Source organism: Candidatus Kryptonium sp. (genome assembly GCA_025060635.1).
Classification (GTDB): Bacteria; Bacteroidota; Ignavibacteria; order Kryptoniales; family Kryptoniaceae; genus Kryptonium.
The window spans coordinates 249,684-267,885 of the sequence record JANXBN010000002.1; the positions used below are offsets into that span (position 1 = coordinate 249,684).

Genomic DNA, 18,202 nt, shown 5'->3' on the forward strand with positions numbered 1-18,202 from the left:
GAACCAAATTTTGTTTGTGTTAAATTTAATCTTCCGGATTTACCGTTAAATCAAGTGAAACTTTCAACTCCTTTGAACTTAACTTGATTCATTGTTGCTTTTAGGGTATTTTTCATAAGCATTGCGATCGTCATAGGACCGACTCCGCCAGGCACTGGGGTTATAGCTCCGGCAACTTCGTAAGCTGATTCAAAATGGACATCTCCGACGAGTTTATAACCTTTTTCAGAGGTTGGATCGTCAACACGATTAACGCCGACATCAATGACAACGGCTCCAGGTTTTATCATATCGCCTTTTATGAACTCTGGGCTTCCCATTGCAGCTATTAAAATATCGGCCTGTTTTGTGAAATAAGAAATATCTTTTGTCCCTGTATGACACACTGTGACAGTGGCATTTGCCCATTCTTTCTTTTGGATCAAGATATTTGCAATTGGTTTACCGACTATATTGCTTCTTCCAACTACTACAACATGTTTTCCGGCAGGATTAATTCCACTTCTTTTCAAAAGTTCTTGAATTCCCGCCGGGGTGCAGGGAAGATAAGTGTCTAAACCTATCACAAGTTTTCCGACATTTACAGGATGAAATCCGTCAACATCTTTGATTGGATCAATCGTTTGTAAAATTTTTTGCTCGTTAATATGCGATGGAAGCGGAAGTTGGACTAAAATTCCATGGATTTTAGGATCAGAATTTAAAGCGTTAATTTTTTCAATTACTTCGTTTTCAGGTGTTTCTGATGGAAGTTTTAGAGTTATAGAATAGAAGCCAAGTTCCTCGCAAGCTTTTCCTTTCATTTTCACATAGACCTGGGATGCTGGATTATCACCGACGAGTATGAAAGCAAGCCCCGGGATGACGCCGGTTTCATTGAAAAGTGCTTCTGCTTGTTGTTTGACTTCTTGTTTGATCTCTTCAGAGATTTTCTTCCCATTGATTATTTGTGCTGGCATTTTGGAGTGCTCCTTCGTTTATTGTTCTATTAAATTCGGGGTAAATTATATTCTCAATTCGTAGCGCTTTCCCAGTTTGAGAATCAACAGTGAGAAAAACGGCTGAAAATTTTACATCGTTTTGCGCAACTTCATACTTGTGTGGTGTTTGATAAAGAAATCTCAAAATTGATGCTCTTTTTTCCATCCCGATTACAGAATCATAAGGGCCTGTCATCCCGATGTCGGTTATATATCCAGTTCCATTAGGTAAGATTCGCGCGTCAGCAGTTGGAATGTGGGTATGCGTTCCGAGCACAGCGCTAACTCTTCCATCAAGATACCAACCCATAGCCATTTTTTCAGCAGTGGCATCTGCGTGCATATCAACGATTATAACTTTTGTCTCTTTTGTTATTTTAGCAAGAGCCATTTCCATTGCTCTAAAAGGACAATCAATGGGGTAAAGAAAAACTCTTCCTTGAAGATTGACAACAGCAACTTTACCTTTTCCATTTTGAAGTTTATAAATAACATAGCCTTTACCGTAAGTTCCTTTGGGATAATTCAGCGGTCTTAAGATGTTTGGTTCGTTTATGAGATAATCCTTTACTTGTTGTAATTTGTCCCAGACATGATTTCCGGTTGTTATTACATTTACACCAGCTTGAAAAAGGCGTTGAGCTGTTTCTGGTGTTATACCTTTTCCGTCAGCAAGATTTTCACCATTTGCAACGCAAAAATCTATTTTATATTCTTTCTTGAAGTTCGGTAGTAGCATTTCAACAATTCTTAAACCTGGTTCGCCAACAACATCTCCAATGAAAAGAATGTTTATTTCCATGATGCGAGAGCGGATGAATTTGTTTTTAAACATAAATAATATAGCAAAACGAGATCTTAAATAAAAGCGCCGGGGCGAAAGATGTTTACGCGCGGGTGGTGTGAAGTTTAAAATTTTTGTTTTTGGAAAGGTGGGAGATTATCAAAATTAAAAAGCCCGGCTTAAACCGGGCTTTAGAAAGATTAATCTTTTACTCCGTTTTTATCTCTTTCTTCCTGTGTTAGTTCAAAAACTTTTCTAAAAAGTTTCTCGTCAATCTCGGTAAACTGAATTTTCCTCCTTGCCATTACTCTTTTTGCAACTTCTATTGCTTTATCAATTCTGTATGTCACGAATCCATCTTCAGCTCCGCCCCAGGAGAACGAAGGAACAAATTTCGGTGGAAGCCCAGCACCATAGATATTGCAACTTACCCCGACGACAGTCCCGGTGTTGAACATAGTGTTTATTCCACTCTTTGAGTGATCTCCCATTGTTAAGCCAACGAACATAGAACCGCTATCTACAAGTTCACCATCAATATAAACTTTGACATTACCATAGTCATTTTTTAAATCGCTGTTGTTTGTATCGGCCCCAATGTTAACCCAAGTTCCGAGGTATGAATGTCCTATAAATCCTTCATGTTGTTTGTTTGAATATGCGTGAATTATAGATGCCTCAACTTCACCACCGACTTTACAAACAGGACCGATGCTTGTATTTTCATAAATTTTTGCTGAAACTTTTATCAAACTATCATCCCCAATATACGCTGGTCCCTCAATTACAGCGTTTGGAAGGATCTTTACATTTTTACCGATGTATATCGGTCCGTTTTCGGCATCAAGCACGACGCCCGGCTTTATCTTTGCTCCTTCTTCAATATGAATGAAATGTTCATTTAAAAGGTGAGCACCGTCATAAACCTTACCTAATTTCTTCGCCTTTCCTTCGGTTAGTATATTGAAATCAATCAAAATTTGCTCACCGTTATTATTTACAAGTTCCCAAGGATAGGTTATTAGCTTAACATTTGTCTCAATTTTTTCAAATCCATCAAGGTCAGAATTTGAAAAAGGTTTGCCGAATTTACTTTTAAATTTTTGCAAATTTTCGCCCGTTGCCCAGAACGCGACGACTTCACCATCTTTGACAAAAGCGATGTCTTTTCCGTTATATTTGAACTTATCTGCAAGATGTGGCTCCGCTAAAACTCTGCCATTTATGAATAAAACTTGATCAACTCCAGAGGGAATTTCATTGACATAAAAGTTTGGATAATCTCTTTTTAGAAGATCGGTTAAATAATCCCGTGCGTGTAGAATTACGGTTGGACTTGAAAAACTTCTTATAATTTTGTCTTTCAACAAAGTAATGCCACAACGAAGCTCATATACAGGGCGAAAGTATACGAGAGGTAGAAGTTTTCTGTATTTTTCATCTTCAAATATGCAGATATTCATCGCTGTATTTTCTAAATTAGTTTTTGATAGAAAGGGGACTGCTTCATCGTGAAGCAATCCCCGCTTAAAAAATTTATCCGTAATAGACGAATTCAGCTGAGAGCTTTGAAGCAGCTTTTTTATCAAGAATTATAATTGCCTTTCTATGCATTTGCAACATTGAAGCAGGGCACATTGCAGTGACGGGTCCTTCAACCGCTGCTTTTACTGCGTCTGCTTTGCCTTCGCCACTTGCAAGCAAAATCACTTCTTTAGCTTCCATTATCGTTCCAATTCCCATAGTTATCGCATACTTTGGAACTTCATCTATACTTTTGAAAAATCTTGAATTATCTTGTCTTGTTTTTTCTGTTAAGGTTTTAATTCTTGTCCTTGAACCGAGCGATGAACCTGGCTCATTGAAAGCGATATGTCCATTTGCTCCGATGCCAAGAATTTGTAAATCAATTCCTCCAAACTTCTTTATCTGCTCTTCATACCATTGGCAGTACGCTTCAACTTTCGGGTCAGTTTCATATGGACTAATTTTCAAATCGCCAAACATTCCTTGGGGGATATGAACATTTGCTGGATTGATATTGATATGTTTGAATAAATTCTCCCACATAAAATAATGGTAGCTCTGGTCGTGTTCAGGTGGCAATCCGATATATTCATCAAGGTTAAAAGTTACAACCTTTGAAAAATCAAGTCCTTCTTCTTTGTGCATTCTTATAAGTTCTTTGTAAAGTCCAAGTGGTGTGCTACCAGTTGCAAGCCCGAGGACAAGATTTGGCTTCTTGCGAATTCTGTCAGCAACGATTTTTGCAGCTTCCTTACTCATTGCGTCGTAATCTTCCTTTACGATTACAAGCATTTTAATTTTCCTCCGTTTTAGTTTTTGATTTTTATGTTTAAAAGATTGCTTATATACAAAAAAAGGGAGGCGAATGCCCTCCCTTTTTATAAATTTAGCTAAAAATCAGGGCTATTCGCCTTTGTTTTCTTGATAGTGCTTTGCATAGCGTCTCATAAAGCGCTCAACTCTACCAGCGGTGTCAACGAGTTTCTGCTTTCCTGTAAAAAACGGATGACAATTTGAACAAATCTCAACTTTGATAACTCCACCAACTGTTGATCTTGTTTCAAAAGTGTTTCCGCAAACGCACGCAATCACTGCCTTCTTATAAGGCGGATGAATTCCTTTTTTCATCTTGATCTCCTTGTGTTGTTTATTTTTTCGCTTTTAAATATAATCAAAATGTCATTTAAAGACAAGGAAAATGCCCTCAAATTCAGTGAATTTTTCAAAATCGCATTTTTCCCAAAAAATTATTTGCTTTTTATTGATCAAAAAATTATAAATTTTCGCAAAAAAGCATTTAAAACCGATGAAAATTTTCAAATTTGAAACACAGCAGTTAATTCCTGCATCAATTGATGTGGTGTGGGATTTCTTTTCAAATCCAAGAAATTTGAAAATCATTACGCCTCCTTATATGCGTTTTGACATTCTAAACGAGATTCCAGATGAGATGGAAGAAGGTATGATAATTATTTACACGGTTAGCCCTTTGTTTAACATTCCAATGCGATGGGTGACTGAGATAACTTATGTTGAGCCGAAAGTATTTTTCGTTGATGAACAACGCTTCGGTCCGTATAAGTTTTGGCATCATAAACATAAATTTTTCCCAGTTGAAGGTGGAACTTTGATGATTGATTTAGTTCATTATATGCTACCAGTGCCTTTGATTGATGGAATTTTAAATAAATTGTTAATCGCGCCTCGGATCAGGGAAATTTTTGAATTTAGGAGAAACAAAATAAAAGAAATTTTCGGTGAAAAATAAAAAAGGGCAGGTGTTAAACCTGCCCTGTTAAGTAATTAAAATGGTGTCCTTCCTCTAAACTGGAAAGGTTGGGGTGTTTGAGGATTGTTTACAGTAGTGGTTGGAAATGCATAACCTGTTATTATTTCGTCGCCTTCTTTTAAATTTCCACCAACTATTTCAGTATAATTTCCATCTGTTATGCCAGTTCTTACGAATACTGGTTTTGGATTTTTATTTTCATCAAGAACCCATATAGTTGCTCTGTTTCCGCCGGGGAAGCCACCACCGAAGCGTGGTCCACCTTGTCCCTGTTGTGCTTGTCCGAAAAAGCCAGGTCCACCACCTTCTTGTTGTCTCCTTTTCATAAACTCTTCTCTTCTTCTTTGCATTTCTTCCATCGCTTTTGCAAAGCGTTTATCCTCGGGATCTGGTTTAAATCTTAAAGCTTGATTTGGAATTCTCAAAACATTTTCGCGCTTATCTATCAAAATCCTAACATTTGCAGTCATTCCCGGTCGCAGTTTTAAATCGTTATTATCAACATCTATAATCACGGCGTAGTTTATCACATTTTGAACATTAATAGGTTGCAACCGAACTTGTGCAACTCTTCCGACGAAAGTTTCCTCTGGATAAGCATCAACAGTGAAAAGGACAGTTTGCCCAGGTTTGACTTTTCCGATATCAGCTTCATCAACATTTGCTTCAACTCTCATTTTTCTTAAGTCATTTGCAATCGTGAAAAGGGTTGGAGCTTGCAAACTTGCAGCGACAGTTTGTCCAACATCAACATTTCTTGATATTACGATTCCATCTATAGGTGAATAAATTGTTGAATACTTTAAATTTACTCTTGCTCTTTCAAGTTGGGCTTCTGCAGATTTTAGTTGTGCAAGTGCCGTTTCATAATTTGTTAACGCTTGATCATAATCTGCTTGTGAGACAAGGTTTTTCGCAAAAAGCTCTTTTATCCTGCTTAAATCACGCTGTGCTTGATTTACTTGTGCCCTTGCTCTTTCAACCTGAGCTTCAGCATCTTTGACTTGCGCTGCAAGAAAAGTTGAATCAAGTTGTGCAATTATTTGTCCTTTTTTCACGACATCGTTGAAATCAACATATATCTTTGCAATTGTCCCTGATACCTGCGTCCCGACTTGAACGAGAGTAACAGGATTTAATGTCCCGGTTGTGGTCACATATACTTCAATTGTGCCAACATCTGCTTTTGCTGTTTTAAGTTGAAGGTTTCCTGACTTTCTGTTGTTAAGATAAAATGCAACAGCAAGCCCAGCCACAATTAAGACCAAAACTATTATTAAAACACGAATGAGTTTCTTCTTCATCTTTTATTACCTCCGTCCATTTTTTTCTGTTTCTTTTATCATCTTTTCAAATTCATTAATTTGTTCTGGCGTTAAAATTGCTCTTATTGAATCGCGAAGTGCACTTTTAAGAGAATCAAATTTGGGACGAAATTCTCTACTTAAGTTCTTGAATTCCCTTTGCGACCAACTTAAAATAGAATCAAGGCGAACCTGTTGCTCTTGGTTTAGCTTCAATCGTTCAATGAGCTCTTTTCTATATTCTTTTAGTCCTCTCCTTGGATGATGTTTCAATAGAAAAGTTCTATCCACCAAGATTCCGAGACCAAAACCAATTAAGATGCATACTATTACAAGAATTATCGCCTTGGTTTTACTGCTCATTTTTTCCCTCCATTTGATAATGTTAGTTCAAGAACATCGTCTTTGCTTAAATTCTCACCAGATGATATAACTTTTTGAACTGATGGTGTTTCGTTCAATATCGCTTCGTCAATTTTAGGAGAAGTCCTTACAGACATGATCTCAAATCCAATTAAAATTAGAAAAACTATTATCAAGGCGATCGCCAGTTCTTTTGAAAATCCAATTACATAATCCCACAATGTTTGTTGTGTGCTTCTTTCCTTGAGTTTTGCCTGTACTCTTGTGAATAAATACGGGGAAACTTCAATAATTTCTTCTTTTAGGGATTCGCGAACGAGATCATGAAGCTTAACAAGTTGAGAGCACTCTTGACATATCTTTATGTGTTCTTCAATCATTTCAATGTTGTTTTTTAACTCGCCATCAATATATTCGGAAACGAGCTTTTTAATTTTACCGTGCCTCATTTTAGAACTTCCCTATATTCTTTTAAATGTTCTGCCAAAAGTTTTCTTGCTCTAAAAATTCTTGACTTTACAGTTCCAACACTTACCTTAAGTATTTTCGCAATTTCTTCGTATGATAAATCCTCAAACTCTCTGAGAATTATCGCAGTTTTGTATTCCATTGGAAGTTTTGAGATTGCTTTTTCAATAATTTCTCTTAGTTCTTTTTGTTCAACGATTTTTTCAACCTGCGAATGAGATGGCTCTGCTTTTGGATTTTGGCTCAATACATCCGATAGAGAATAAGTCCTTGAGCGTTGTCTTTTTCTTATTTCATCAATACAGATATTAACTGTGATCCTGTAAATCCATGTATAAAAAGCCGAGCCAAATTTATAATCCTTTATTGACTCAATTACTCTCATAAACACATCCTGAGTTAGATCTTCAACAACGCTTGCATCACCTATAATTTTAAAGACCAAATTTGCGACTCTGTTTTGATACTTCTTCACAATAAACTCAAATGCCTTTTCGTCGCCGTCCCTTGCTCGTTTAATGACTTCTACTTCATCAATTTGTTCAAACTGCTCTTTCATTTTCTGAAATTATGACGATTAAGTTTGTTTAAAGTTCCTCAAAATTCGTCCGTTTCTTCTCTCCAGATTTGCGCTCCGAGTTGTTGGAGTTTTTTCTCAATCCGTTCATATCCTCTGTCAATGTGATAGATTCGTAAAATTTCCGTTTTTCCTTCAGCGACAAGACCGGCAAGTATCAGCGAGGCGCTCGCACGCAGGTCGGTTGACATCACCTTTGCTCCCTTTAGTTTTTCCACGCCTCTTACAATTGCTACATTTTCATTAACTTCAATATCTGCACCAAGCCTAACAAGCTCTGGGACATGCTTAAATCTGTCGTAGAAGATCGTCTCCGTTATAATGGATGTTCCTTTCGCAATTGACATAAGGGCTGTCCACTGGGCTTGCATATCCGTAGGGAAGCCCGGATATTCAGCTGTTGTGACATCAACGGGTTTAATTTCATCAGGTGCTTCAAGTTCAACGAAATCGTCTCCAATTTTTAGATGACATCCTGCGTTTTCAAGTTTAAAGAGAACAGCTTCAAAATGGGACGGATTACATTTTTCTATTCTTATTTTTCCGCCTGTTATTGCTCCAGCTATGAGGAAAGTTCCTGCTTCAATCCTATCGGGTATCGTTACAATGTCGGCTGGATGAAGTTGGTCAACACCTTCAATTTCAATTTTATCTGTTCCAAGTCCATTTATTTTTGCTCCCATTGAATTTAAAAATTCACCAAGTTGAACAATTTCAGGTTCCTTCGCTGCGTTTTCAATTATAGTTGTTCCTTTCGCAAGGACTGAAGCCATCATTATGTTTCCAGTAGCGCCGACACTTGGCTTGTCAAAATGTATTCTGGCGCCGTGTAACTGTTTAGCTTTGGCAACAATATAACCAGCATCAAGCTCAACTTCTGCACCAAGTTTTTTGATACCTTCAATATGAAGATCAACAGGTCTTGGTCCCCAAGCACAACCACCAGGTAAAGAAACACGAGCATAACCAAATCTCCCAACAAGTGGACCAAGGACATAAATAGACGCTCTCATTTTTTTGACGAGTTCATAAGGTGCTTCAAATTTTGATATGTTTTCTGTGTTGATAGTTAAAATGTGATTTTCAAATTTAACATCAACTCCCATTTCGGTGAGAACTTGGCTCATTGTTTTTACATCTCTAAGGTCAGGAGTGTTATAAATTCTGTAGGTTCCGCTTGCGAGGATCGTTGCTGGCATTAGTGCGAGAACTGAATTTTTAGCTCCACTGATTTCTACAGTCCCAGAAAGTTTTTGCCCTCCGATAATTACGAATTTTTCCATTTTCGCTTTTACCTTAATTTTGCACTTTTCTTAAATTTCAAAAAATAAAGTCAAAAACAAAATTTTGCAATCTTTACATTTTTTTAGTATTTTTGATACAAGGCAAGGGAAACGGAAATTAAAGCGATTGACAATATGGCAAATTTTGAATATAGATTACTTGAAGAAATTAAGTCAAAAATAGACCAAAAAATTCTTCCATTCGTTGATAAGCCGGGAAGATATATTGGAAATGAGTTTAATATCATAGTTAAGCCAGATGCAGAGGTAAGAATTGCGTTGTGTTTCCCGGATGTCTATGAAATAGGGATGTCTTATATTGGATTTAAAATTTTGTATAACATCGTGAACAAAATACCGTGGGCAAGCGCCGAAAGGGTTTACGCTCCTTGGGTAGATGCAGAAGAAATTATGCGAAAGGAAGGTATTCCTTTATTTTCCTTGGAAACAAAAAGACCTTTAAAACTTTTTGATGTCATTGGCTTTACGTTCCAATATGAGCTTCATTATACTAACATCTTGAACATGCTTAATTTGGGGAATGTCCCAATTTTCGCAAAAGATAGAACTGATGAAGATCCAATAGTTATCGCAGGTGGGCCGGTTGCCTGCAATCCTGAACCAATGTCTGCTTTCATTGATGCATTTTTGCTCGGTGATGGGGAGAACCTTTTACCTGCTTTCCTTGAAATCGTCCGTAAAATGAAAAAAGAAGGTGCGAAAAGAGATGAAATTTTATTAACAGCATCAAAAACCTTGCAAGGAGTGTATGTTCCAAAATTTTATGAACCAGTTTATGAAAATGGCAAGATAAAAAGTATAAAAAAACTTGTTGATGATGTACCTCTTCCAATCAAACGAAATGTCATCCCGGAATTAAAGCCAGAGTATTATCCAGATAAACCTGTTGTTCCGTTGATTGAAGTTGTCCACGACAGATTTCAGCTTGAAATAATGCGGGGTTGCACTCAAGGTTGTCGGTTCTGCAACGCAGGAATGATTTACAGACCTGTTCGTGAGAGATCCGTTGATGATTTGATTAATGAAACGAGGACAGTTATAGAGAACACTGGTTATGAAGAGATGTCTTTAGTTTCGCTTTCTACATCGGATTATTCGCTGTTGCCTGAGTTAATGAGTAAAAATTATGAACTCATCAAAGAAAAGCATGTCTCCCCAAGTTTTCCATCACTTCGCCCGCAGACATACACGAAGGGAATTGCAAAGTTTGCCCGAGAAGGTGGCGCAAGCGGGTTGACATTTGCTCCAGAAGCTGGGACTGAAAGATTGCGTAGGGTAATAAACAAGCAAAGTTCTGAAGAAGATTTCTATCGTGCAGTTGAAATAGCAATTGAATATGGATGGCGACTTGTTAAACTCTACTTCATGATGGGGCTTCCCACGGAAACCTATGAGGATCTTGACGGAATTTTGAAAATTGCTGAAAATGTAGTGAAAATCGCCAGACAGAAGAAAGTTTATAATATGGAAGTTCATGTCTCTGTATCTCCTTTTTCCCCAAAGCCACACACTCCATTTCAATGGGAAAGACAAAATTCAATTGAAGAATTACTTGACAAGGCGAAATATCTTAGATCAAAGAACAGATACAAAAATATAAAACTTGACATCAGAGATCCAAGGGTTACAACTCTTGAGACGATACTTGGACGTGGCGATAGAAGGATTTCAAATGTAATTTACTCAGCTTGGAAAAAAGGAGCTAAGTTTGATGCGTGGACAGATAAAATGAATTTTGATTTATGGCTTGAGGCGTTGAATGAACATGGTTTTAAGATTGAAGATTTCATCCGTGAATTTGACAAAGATGAAGTTTTTCCGTGGGATCATATTTTCATGGGCGTTTTGAAGAAATTCCTATGGAGGGATAGAGAAAAAGCTTATAAGGAAGCAATGATTCCAGATTGTAGACCTGAGGATATTTGCCATGCGTGTGGAGCTTGTGATTTTAAAACTATAAAAATGTTAATCAGAGAACAAGTAGATAAACCTGACAAGACTGTGCAATATGGCGAAGTTATGAGCATGGGCGAGGATATAATCTGGATTGATAAATCCCAAGAAAATGAAACAAAACAGATTGAAACTTATTTCTACAGAATGAAATACACGAAAGAGGGATATTTAAAATACATCTCGCACCTTGATCTTGTCCGTCTTTTCAATCGTATTTTTAGAAAGTCGGGATTGAAAGTTGCATATACACAAGGTTTTCATCCACATCCCAAGTTTTCTTTTTCTGCTCCGCTTCCGCTTGGTTATTCAAGTTTGTGTGAATTTATTGATTTTGAGCTTGAAGATCATCTTGATGTTGAGGAGATCAAAGATCGTCTTGCTTCAAATCTCCCTGATGGAATGCGTGTGATAGAAATAAAAGAGATTTCAAAACCTAAAGAATCGCTTGACAAGCAAATAAATCTTTTTGAATACAAAATCTATTTCACATCAGAAAAACTTGCAGATCAAATTCAGTCGTTTCTCTCAAAGGATGAAATTTTGATTCACAAGGTAAATCAAAATGGTAAATTGAAAACCTTAAACATTCGCAAATATATCCGAGAAATAAACATAAATAACAACGGTTTTACGCTTCAAATTATTCGCGACAAAGACGGCGTGATGCCACGCGTTGACCTAATTCTTGAAATTCTTTTGGGTTTAAACAAAGAAGAAATCAAAAAATTAAAAATTGAAAGGACAGGTCAATTTATTTGTAAAGATGGGGTCATCTTTGATCCGATTGATTATGAGTTAGTGAAAAACAAAATAGGGGTTTTTAGTTATGAGGAAGGAAATTTATATCAGCACGAGGAAGAAAGAAACACGTATAGCAGTTCTTGAAGATGGTCAAATTGCAGAATTGTTCTTTGAAAATCCCGAACAAGAAAGAATGGTCGGGGATATCTATCTTGGTAAAGTCGCAAGAGTTTTGCCCGGTATAAAAGCAGCTTTTATTAACATCGGACATAAACAAGATGCGTTTCTTCATTTTGCCGATATTGATAAAACCTCAATTGAAGAATACGCTGATCTCCTTGGTGATGACACAAGCGTTGATGAAGTTTCAGAAACCGCCGTTGAAACTGCGGAAGAGAAAGAGTTAGCAGCTTTACAGCCTATTTCTACTTCCAAATCAACCGGGACAACCGAGGTATATGCACCTAAAAAACCTCATCTGTTGAAAAAGGGACAACCGATATTGGTACAAGTCATCAAAGAACCGCTTGGAAGGAAGGGAGCTAGAGTCACGACAAGGATAACTCTTCCCGGAAGATTTCTTGTCCTTATGCCTTTTATGGAGAATAAAATCGGAATATCAAGGAAAATTTTAAATGTCAAGGAAAGGAGAAGATTAAGAAACATAATTAGAGCACTTCTTCCTAATGGATATGGTGTTATCGTTAGAACCGCTGCCGAGGGGAAAGATACTAAAACATTAAGAGGGGAGCTTGAACAGTTGATCGCAACTTGGGAAAAAATAGAAAAAATGATTCCAACGGAGAAGCCACCTGCTTTGCTTTATAAAGATATAAGTGTGACATCAAGCGTAATGCGAGATCTTTTAACTAAAGATGTGGAAAGAGTTGTTGTTGATTCAAAATCTCTCTTCCGTGAGATAGTTGCATATGCAAGGTGGGCAGCGCCTGATGTAGTTGACAAAATTGAACTTGATGAGACGGAAGATATTTTTGAAAAATATGGAATAAACAAGGAAATTGAAAACTCGCTTAGTAGAAAAATTTATCTTCGCGGAGGAGCTTACATCCTGATTGAGCAAACAGAAGCGATGACAGTTATAGATGTAAACACAGGAAAGTATGCACCACGCCAAAATCAAGAACAAGTATCTTTGAGAATCAACCTTGATGCTGCGAAAGAGATAGTAAGACAACTAAGGTTGAGAGACATTGGTGGCTTGATAGTTGTTGATTTCATTGATATGGAAGATGAAAAAAGTAAAAAGAGATTATTTGATGAACTCCGAAAAGAATTCAAAAAAGACAGGGCAAAGGTGACGGTGCTGCCGATGACTGAATTTGGTCTGATCCAAATCACGAGACAAAGGGTAAGACCAAGTGTGTTTGAGAAATTTAGTGAACCTTGTCCTACCTGTGCTGGAACTGGAACGATTTTTCTAAGAGATTTGATACTCAGGAAAATAGAGCGATGGTTCGCAAAATTTAAAGCGATTTCATCTGAAAGGAACATTGTTTTAAAACTTCATCCAACGGTCGCTAAATATATGAAAACAAGTTTGAAAGGAAGATTGAAAATTTTGAAGTTCATTTTGAGATATTTCATTAAAGTGAAAGTTGAAGCAGACCCAACTCTTTCTGTAGAAGAGTTTAAAGTCGTTTCAGCGAAAACAGGCAAGGAATTAACAGACACGGGAGCATATATCGGAATTTCAAAAGAAAACCAAAATTAAATGGAGATTTAAAATGAAAATTTTTCTTGACACCGCAAACATTGATGAAATAAAAGAAGCAGCAAGTTGGGGAATACTTGATGGCGTTACAACTAATCCAAGTTTAATTGCAAAGGAAAAAAGGGATTTTAGGGAAATTCTATACGAAATATGTTCCATCGTTGAAGGCGATATCAGCGCTGAAGTTATATCAACTGACCTTGAAGGCATGATCAAAGAGGCAAGGGAGCTTGCAAGGATTTCTAATAATATCGTCGTGAAAATTCCATTAATAAAGGACGGTTTAAAAGCTGTTAAAATTTTAAGAAATGAAGGTATAAGAACAAATGTGACGCTTTGTTTTTCCCCAACCCAAGCAATTTTAGCAGCGAAAGCAGGAGCTTATTACATTAGCCCATTTGTAGGTCGTCTTGATGATATATCAAGCGATGGAATGAATCTAATCAGGCAGATAGTTCAGATTTACAAAAATTATAATTTTGAAACCAAAGTTCTCGTGGCGAGCGTAAGGCATCCTATGCATGTTGTTGAAGCTGGGCTCATAGGTGCAGATGTTGTCACGATGCCGTTTAAAGTATTAGAACAAATGATAAAACATCCACTTACAGACATTGGCTTGGAAAGATTTCTTGAGGATTGGAGAAAAGCTCAATTAGAGATTGAAAAATTTGAAAAGGTTAAATAAAAACTTAGGAGAATAGCAACAGATGAAACGCACCCCATTTTATGAAATTCATCTTGAACTTGGAGCTAAAATCGCACCTTTTGCTGGCTTTGAGATGCCAATTCAATATGATGGAATTATAAGCGAACATAAGCGAGTCCGTGAGTCTGTGGGTGTTTTTGATGTTTCTCACATGGGTGAGTTTAAAGTAAGTGGAAAGGACGCGTTAAATTTTTTGCAAAGGTTAACGGTTAACGATGTTTCAAAAATTTCTCCTGGAAGAGCACAGTATACAGCGATGTGCTATGAAGATGGAGGTATAGTGGACGATCTTTTAATATATAATCTTGGCGATTCGTATATGGTTGTTGTGAACGCAGCAAACATTGAAAAAGATTTTGAATGGATGAGAGAACATATTCAAGGTGATGTAACTCTTGAAAACATAAGTGATAAAGTTGCGCTTTTAGCTGTTCAAGGTCCGAAATCTCTTTTAACACTACAAAAATTGACAGATGTTGATTTAACGCAGATAAAGTATTATCATTTCGTTAAAGGAAAACTTGCTGGGGTTGAGATGATAATTTCAAGGACTGGTTACACTGGGGAGCTTGGTTTTGAACTTTATTTTGATGCCGATCCGGAACTTTGCAGAAAGGTTTGGAATGCGATCATGGAATCTGGCAAAGAATTTAACATTGGTCCCGTAGGTCTTGGTGCAAGAGATACCCTTAGAACTGAAATGGGATATATGCTTTATGGGAACGATATTGATCAAACTACAAATCCACTTGAAGCTGGCTTGGATTGGATTGTAAAATTTGACAAAGGTGATTTTATAGGTAAAGAGAATTTGCTTAAAATTAAAACCGAGGGAGTAAAGAGAAAACTTGTTGGGTTCGTAAGTGATGATAAGATTCCACCAAGACACGGTTATGAAATTTATAAAGATGGAGAGAAAGTTGGTCATGTTACGAGTGGGACTTTCTCGCCAATCCTTGAAAAGGGGATTGGAATGGGATATGTTGATGTTAAATTTTCAAACTTGGGTGAGAAAATAATAATTAACGCCCGTGGTAAGGAATTAACAGCGGTTATTGTAAATCTCCCATTCGTTCCAAATAGAGCAAAATAAAAGCAGGGGACAGATGAATATTGATTTGTTTTTCACACCTTTACAGGTTCAAGATGAATTGGGGCTACAGAATAAAACAGTAATAGTTGTTGATGTTTTAAGGGCTTCAACTACTATAGCGACAGCTTTGAAAAATGGCGCAAGAGCGATAATTCCAGTTGCAACTGTTGAAAACGCCGTGAAATATGCCTCAACTCTTGAACCAAGCTCTTTTCTCTTATGCGGAGAAAGAGGTGGTAAAATAATTGATGGATTTGATCTTGGAAATTCCCCGTTTGAATACACCGAAGATAAGGTTAAAGGTAAAACATTAATCTACGCAAGCACAAATGGCTCCGTTGCCATAACCAAGACAAAGTACGCGAAACATTCCATAATCGCTGGATTCGTGAATATATCAGAAGTTGTGAAGTTTGTAAATGAAAATAGCGATGATATCCTAATTCTTTGTTCAGGAAAGTTAAATCGTTTTTGTATTGAAGATACAGTTTGTGGAGGGATGATTGCTTTCATGCTTATAAATGGAAAATCAAAGAAGAAATTCAACCTTAGCGATTCCGTCCTTGCCTCTATTAAGCTTTACAAATCTTATCGCAAAAATCTTTTAAAGATGCTGAAAGAAAGTGAGCATGGTAGGTTTTTAATTGAACTTGATTTTGAAGAAGATTTAAAGGTAGCAGCAGGTGTTGATACCATCCCAATTTTACCAATTTATTCTGATGGTGTAATAAAACAATATACCAAGGAGTAAAAAGTTTAATTTGGAATTTGAAATCGCGTCGCCAGGGAAATCTTTTGTTTTGTTGATCAAATTTTGCATATTTATGGCAAGTAGGAATTAACGAAAACTAATCAAAAATATTAAAGTTATGCTTAAGCCGAGGAAAAAGATAAAAAAACAGGAGCTGAAGGAAGACAAACTTGTTCTAACTTATTACAAAGCCCGTGAATTTGTGGAGAAGAATAAAAAGGTTTTGAGTTATGTTGTAATCGGTATAATAGTTCTTGTCGCAGGTGTAATCATTTACCGAAATAACCTTAGAGCCGAAAATGAAAGAGCAGAGATGCTTTTTTCAAAAATCATAAACTACTATGACAATGGGGACTACAAAACTGCAATTGATGGGATTCCACAGCGTAATATACAAGGATTAAAATATATCGTTGAAAATTACGGTGGCACTGAAGCAGGTGAAATCGCAACATATTATCTTGCAAATGCTTATTATATGCTTGGCGATTATGACAATGCTCTGAAGTATTTCAAAAAATATGATGGGGATGATAAGCTTTTACTTTCCGCATCCCTTGCTGGAATTGCATCAATTTATGAGATAAAGGAGGATTATAAAAAGGCAGGGGAGTATTTTGAGAAGGCAGCGCAAAAGTTCAGAGAAAATATACTTATTCCAGAATATCTTTATAATGCGGGAAGAAACTATAAGCTTGCTGGTGAAAGGGAAAAAGCACTACGCTTATTTGAGAGGATAAAAAAAGAATATTCAAACTTTGCAAAAATTCGCGATGTTGAAATTTACATCGCATCATTGAAAAATGAATGAATTAAAAATTTAAAGGTAAGAAATTTGTGGAGTTGATATCAAAAATTTCCTATTTCATTCACATTATATCTGCCATACTGATTGGTGTTTCCGCTTTTGGTTTTCCTACCGTTGAGTCATTTTTTAGAAGTGAGAACAGTTTGATCTTGCATAAATTGTCTATTAAATTTTCAGATTTCGCTCGGAATGGTGGAATTTTATCTTTAATTACAGGAATTTACAACTGGATACTTATTGGCGATGTTCGTTGGTGGTTAATCGCTAAGATAGTTTTATTCTTATGGTTTGTGGTTTCTGGCATTTTCGTGGGCGTGAAATATATTGCAAAGCGTGAGGAGCTTTTGCTTGCAAATCAAGTTTCTGTAGAAGAAGTAGCAAAGGTAAGCAAAGCAATTGCGTATTACTCATATATAAATCTTGTGGTGTTCTTAGTAATAGTTTTCCTTGCCGTGTTTAAACCATTTTAGTGTAATGAAATGTTGCAATTATGTTTTGTAAAAATTTCATAGTTAGTGAAAAAAGGTAAAAGTATGAGGTTGTTTGCTTTCTGATTTTTAATGGATTTTTAGATTGTGATTTGTGGCATAGAATTTATAAACTTGTTGTTGAAACACTTGACTTTTACGAAATATAAGTTTATTTTTGTTTAGAAGTTAGTTCTTTGATTATGGTTTTGTTTGTTTAAACCTTTTCGTTTTCTCAAAAATACACCAAAAAACAAACTTTAGGAGGTAATTACTATGGGTCAACAGCAACTTTTACTCATCGTTCTTGGCGTCATCATAGTTGGAATTGCAATTGCAGTTGGAATTTCAATGTTCAAGAGCAGTGCGGTTGACGCCAACAGAAGCGCAATTGCAGGTGATCTTGCAAATCTTGCTGCAAAAGCTCAGAGATATTACAGAACCCCCGTTGAGCTTGGTGGAGGTGGGAATTCATTTGCTAATTTTGCTTTAAGCCCACTTGATACTGGAAATGCTAATGGTAGTTACAGAGTGGAGATATTAACAGGTGATCAAAAAATAGTTATTCATGCTCTTGGAAAGGAAAGGATTGGGGCTAATTTTGTTGCAGCTATTGATTGTGTAGATGCTGATAGAAGTAGAATTTATCAAGGTATTGCGTCTGGATTGCAAACGACCGACGCAAATAGAGGTTATGGAACCTTACAAGGTTGGACACCTCAATAAAATTTAGCTCCTCCTAAAAATTCCTCCTAAGAGGGGGATGCTTTTATAAGCGTCCCCCTGGTTAAAATTTTATTTTATTAAGGAGGTGAGAAAAATTTGCCTGATTATCGCTTTGAGGGTGTAACA

General features: G+C 36.7%; 19 protein-coding genes. 9 read left to right on the forward strand and 10 right to left on the reverse strand.

Features of this window, described 5'->3' with window-relative positions:
- Positions 1-50: 50 nt before the first annotated feature.
- The 5 genes from folD to rpmE form a co-directional block, all read right to left on the reverse strand.
- The gene (folD, locus tag NZ923_05460; GenBank protein MCS7229466.1) at positions 51-959 is read right to left on the reverse strand and encodes a bifunctional methylenetetrahydrofolate dehydrogenase/methenyltetrahydrofolate cyclohydrolase FolD; all 909 of its coding nucleotides are present in this window, start codon (positions 957-959) and stop codon (positions 51-53) included.
- Positions 922-1,776 carry a TIGR00282 family metallophosphoesterase gene (locus tag NZ923_05465; GenBank protein MCS7229467.1) on the reverse strand — a complete coding sequence of 285 codons (855 nt, stop codon included), beginning with the start codon at positions 1,774-1,776 and terminating at the stop codon, positions 922-924. Before NZ923_05465 ends, folD begins: the two co-directional genes overlap by 38 nt.
- 188 nt (positions 1,777-1,964) lie before the next feature.
- On the reverse strand, positions 1,965-3,284 hold the full coding sequence (locus tag NZ923_05470) for a GlmU family protein (GenBank protein ID MCS7229468.1): 1,320 nt from the start codon (positions 3,282-3,284) through the stop codon (positions 1,965-1,967).
- A gap of 16 nt (positions 3,285-3,300) precedes the next feature.
- Positions 3,301-4,083 (reverse strand): glucosamine-6-phosphate deaminase, encoded by a 783-nt coding sequence (gene nagB, locus NZ923_05475; protein MCS7229469.1) that lies wholly within the window; start codon positions 4,081-4,083, stop codon positions 3,301-3,303.
- Positions 4,084-4,194: 111 nt separating this feature from the next.
- Positions 4,195-4,419 (reverse strand): 50S ribosomal protein L31, encoded by a 225-nt coding sequence (gene rpmE / locus NZ923_05480; protein MCS7229470.1) that lies wholly within the window; start codon positions 4,417-4,419, stop codon positions 4,195-4,197.
- A 178-nt stretch (positions 4,420-4,597) separates the two neighbouring features.
- Between rpmE and NZ923_05485 the strand changes: the two genes are divergently transcribed.
- On the forward strand, positions 4,598-5,059 hold the full coding sequence (locus NZ923_05485; protein MCS7229471.1) for an SRPBCC family protein: 462 nt from the start codon (positions 4,598-4,600) through the stop codon (positions 5,057-5,059).
- A 35-nt stretch (positions 5,060-5,094) separates the two neighbouring features.
- On the opposite strand, the gene NZ923_05490 is transcribed toward NZ923_05485, so the two are convergent.
- The 5 genes from NZ923_05490 to murA are packed head-to-tail and all read right to left on the reverse strand — an operon-like array spanning position 5,095 to position 9,075.
- Positions 5,095-6,384 carry an efflux RND transporter periplasmic adaptor subunit gene (locus NZ923_05490; GenBank protein ID MCS7229472.1) on the reverse strand — a complete coding sequence of 430 codons (1,290 nt, stop codon included), beginning with the start codon at positions 6,382-6,384 and terminating at the stop codon, positions 5,095-5,097.
- A gap of 6 nt (positions 6,385-6,390) precedes the next feature.
- The gene (locus tag NZ923_05495) at positions 6,391-6,747 is read right to left on the reverse strand and encodes a hypothetical protein (protein ID MCS7229473.1); all 357 of its coding nucleotides are present in this window, start codon (positions 6,745-6,747) and stop codon (positions 6,391-6,393) included.
- Complete coding sequence (locus tag NZ923_05500; GenBank protein MCS7229474.1) at positions 6,744-7,196, reverse strand: zf-HC2 domain-containing protein; 453 nt, start codon at positions 7,194-7,196, stop codon at positions 6,744-6,746. Before NZ923_05500 ends, NZ923_05495 begins: the two co-directional genes overlap by 4 nt.
- On the reverse strand, positions 7,193-7,774 hold the full coding sequence (locus NZ923_05505; protein MCS7229475.1) for a sigma-70 family RNA polymerase sigma factor: 582 nt from the start codon (positions 7,772-7,774) through the stop codon (positions 7,193-7,195). The genes NZ923_05500 and NZ923_05505 overlap by 4 nt, the downstream gene beginning before the upstream one ends.
- A 38-nt stretch (positions 7,775-7,812) precedes the next feature.
- Positions 7,813-9,075 carry a UDP-N-acetylglucosamine 1-carboxyvinyltransferase gene (gene murA / locus NZ923_05510; protein MCS7229476.1) on the reverse strand — a complete coding sequence of 421 codons (1,263 nt, stop codon included), beginning with the start codon at positions 9,073-9,075 and terminating at the stop codon, positions 7,813-7,815.
- A 135-nt stretch (positions 9,076-9,210) separates the two neighbouring features.
- Between murA and NZ923_05515 the strand changes: the two genes are divergently transcribed.
- The 8 genes from NZ923_05515 (at position 9,211) to NZ923_05550 (ending at position 18,076) form a co-directional block, all read left to right on the forward strand.
- Positions 9,211-11,937, forward strand: a complete 2,727-nt coding sequence (locus NZ923_05515) for a TIGR03960 family B12-binding radical SAM protein (GenBank protein MCS7229477.1) — start codon at positions 9,211-9,213, stop codon at positions 11,935-11,937.
- Positions 11,879-13,525, forward strand: a complete 1,647-nt coding sequence (locus tag NZ923_05520; GenBank protein MCS7229478.1) for an Rne/Rng family ribonuclease — start codon at positions 11,879-11,881, stop codon at positions 13,523-13,525. The genes NZ923_05515 and NZ923_05520 overlap by 59 nt, the downstream gene beginning before the upstream one ends.
- Before the next feature lie 13 nt (positions 13,526-13,538).
- On the forward strand, positions 13,539-14,210 hold the full coding sequence (gene fsa / locus NZ923_05525; protein ID MCS7229479.1) for a fructose-6-phosphate aldolase: 672 nt from the start codon (positions 13,539-13,541) through the stop codon (positions 14,208-14,210).
- Positions 14,211-14,232: 22 nt separating this feature from the next.
- Positions 14,233-15,324 carry a glycine cleavage system aminomethyltransferase GcvT gene (gene gcvT / locus NZ923_05530; protein MCS7229480.1) on the forward strand — a complete coding sequence of 364 codons (1,092 nt, stop codon included), beginning with the start codon at positions 14,233-14,235 and terminating at the stop codon, positions 15,322-15,324.
- Positions 15,325-15,337: 13 nt separating this feature from the next.
- Complete coding sequence (locus tag NZ923_05535) at positions 15,338-16,075, forward strand: 2-phosphosulfolactate phosphatase (GenBank protein ID MCS7229481.1); 738 nt, start codon at positions 15,338-15,340, stop codon at positions 16,073-16,075.
- A gap of 118 nt (positions 16,076-16,193) precedes the next feature.
- The gene (locus tag NZ923_05540; GenBank protein MCS7229482.1) at positions 16,194-16,886 is read left to right on the forward strand and encodes a tetratricopeptide repeat protein; all 693 of its coding nucleotides are present in this window, start codon (positions 16,194-16,196) and stop codon (positions 16,884-16,886) included.
- A 155-nt stretch (positions 16,887-17,041) separates the two neighbouring features.
- Positions 17,042-17,353: a hypothetical protein gene (locus NZ923_05545; GenBank protein ID MCS7229483.1), complete on the forward strand. Its 312-nt coding sequence runs from the start codon at positions 17,042-17,044 to the stop codon at positions 17,351-17,353.
- A 273-nt stretch (positions 17,354-17,626) separates the two neighbouring features.
- On the forward strand, positions 17,627-18,076 hold the full coding sequence (locus NZ923_05550) for a hypothetical protein (GenBank protein ID MCS7229484.1): 450 nt from the start codon (positions 17,627-17,629) through the stop codon (positions 18,074-18,076).
- The last annotated feature ends 126 nt before the right edge of the window (positions 18,077-18,202 follow it).

Excerpts from the sequence above, each read along its gene's own strand:
- folD (MCS7229466.1), bottom strand. The coding sequence starts at position 959 with ATGCCAGCACAAATAATCAATGGGAAGAAAATCTCTGAAGAGATCAAA.
- nagB (MCS7229469.1), bottom strand. The coding sequence starts at position 4,083 with ATGCTTGTAATCGTAAAGGAAGATTACGACGCAATGAGTAAGGAAGCT.
- rpmE (MCS7229470.1), bottom strand. The coding sequence starts at position 4,419 with ATGAAAAAAGGAATTCATCCGCCTTATAAGAAGGCAGTGATTGCGTGC.
- NZ923_05485 (MCS7229471.1), top strand. The coding sequence starts at position 4,598 with ATGAAAATTTTCAAATTTGAAACACAGCAGTTAATTCCTGCATCAATT.
- NZ923_05490 (MCS7229472.1), bottom strand. The coding sequence starts at position 6,384 with ATGAAGAAGAAACTCATTCGTGTTTTAATAATAGTTTTGGTCTTAATT.
- NZ923_05495 (MCS7229473.1), bottom strand. The coding sequence starts at position 6,747 with ATGAGCAGTAAAACCAAGGCGATAATTCTTGTAATAGTATGCATCTTA.
- NZ923_05500 (MCS7229474.1), bottom strand. The coding sequence starts at position 7,196 with ATGAGGCACGGTAAAATTAAAAAGCTCGTTTCCGAATATATTGATGGC.
- NZ923_05505 (MCS7229475.1), bottom strand. The coding sequence starts at position 7,774 with ATGAAAGAGCAGTTTGAACAAATTGATGAAGTAGAAGTCATTAAACGA.
- murA (MCS7229476.1), bottom strand. The coding sequence starts at position 9,075 with ATGGAAAAATTCGTAATTATCGGAGGGCAAAAACTTTCTGGGACTGTA.
- NZ923_05515 (MCS7229477.1), top strand. The coding sequence starts at position 9,211 with ATGGCAAATTTTGAATATAGATTACTTGAAGAAATTAAGTCAAAAATA.
- NZ923_05520 (MCS7229478.1), top strand. The coding sequence starts at position 11,879 with ATGAGGAAGGAAATTTATATCAGCACGAGGAAGAAAGAAACACGTATA.
- fsa (MCS7229479.1), top strand. The coding sequence starts at position 13,539 with ATGAAAATTTTTCTTGACACCGCAAACATTGATGAAATAAAAGAAGCA.
- gcvT (MCS7229480.1), top strand. The coding sequence starts at position 14,233 with ATGAAACGCACCCCATTTTATGAAATTCATCTTGAACTTGGAGCTAAA.
- NZ923_05535 (MCS7229481.1), top strand. The coding sequence starts at position 15,338 with ATGAATATTGATTTGTTTTTCACACCTTTACAGGTTCAAGATGAATTG.
- NZ923_05540 (MCS7229482.1), top strand. The coding sequence starts at position 16,194 with ATGCTTAAGCCGAGGAAAAAGATAAAAAAACAGGAGCTGAAGGAAGAC.
- NZ923_05550 (MCS7229484.1), top strand. The coding sequence starts at position 17,627 with ATGGGTCAACAGCAACTTTTACTCATCGTTCTTGGCGTCATCATAGTT.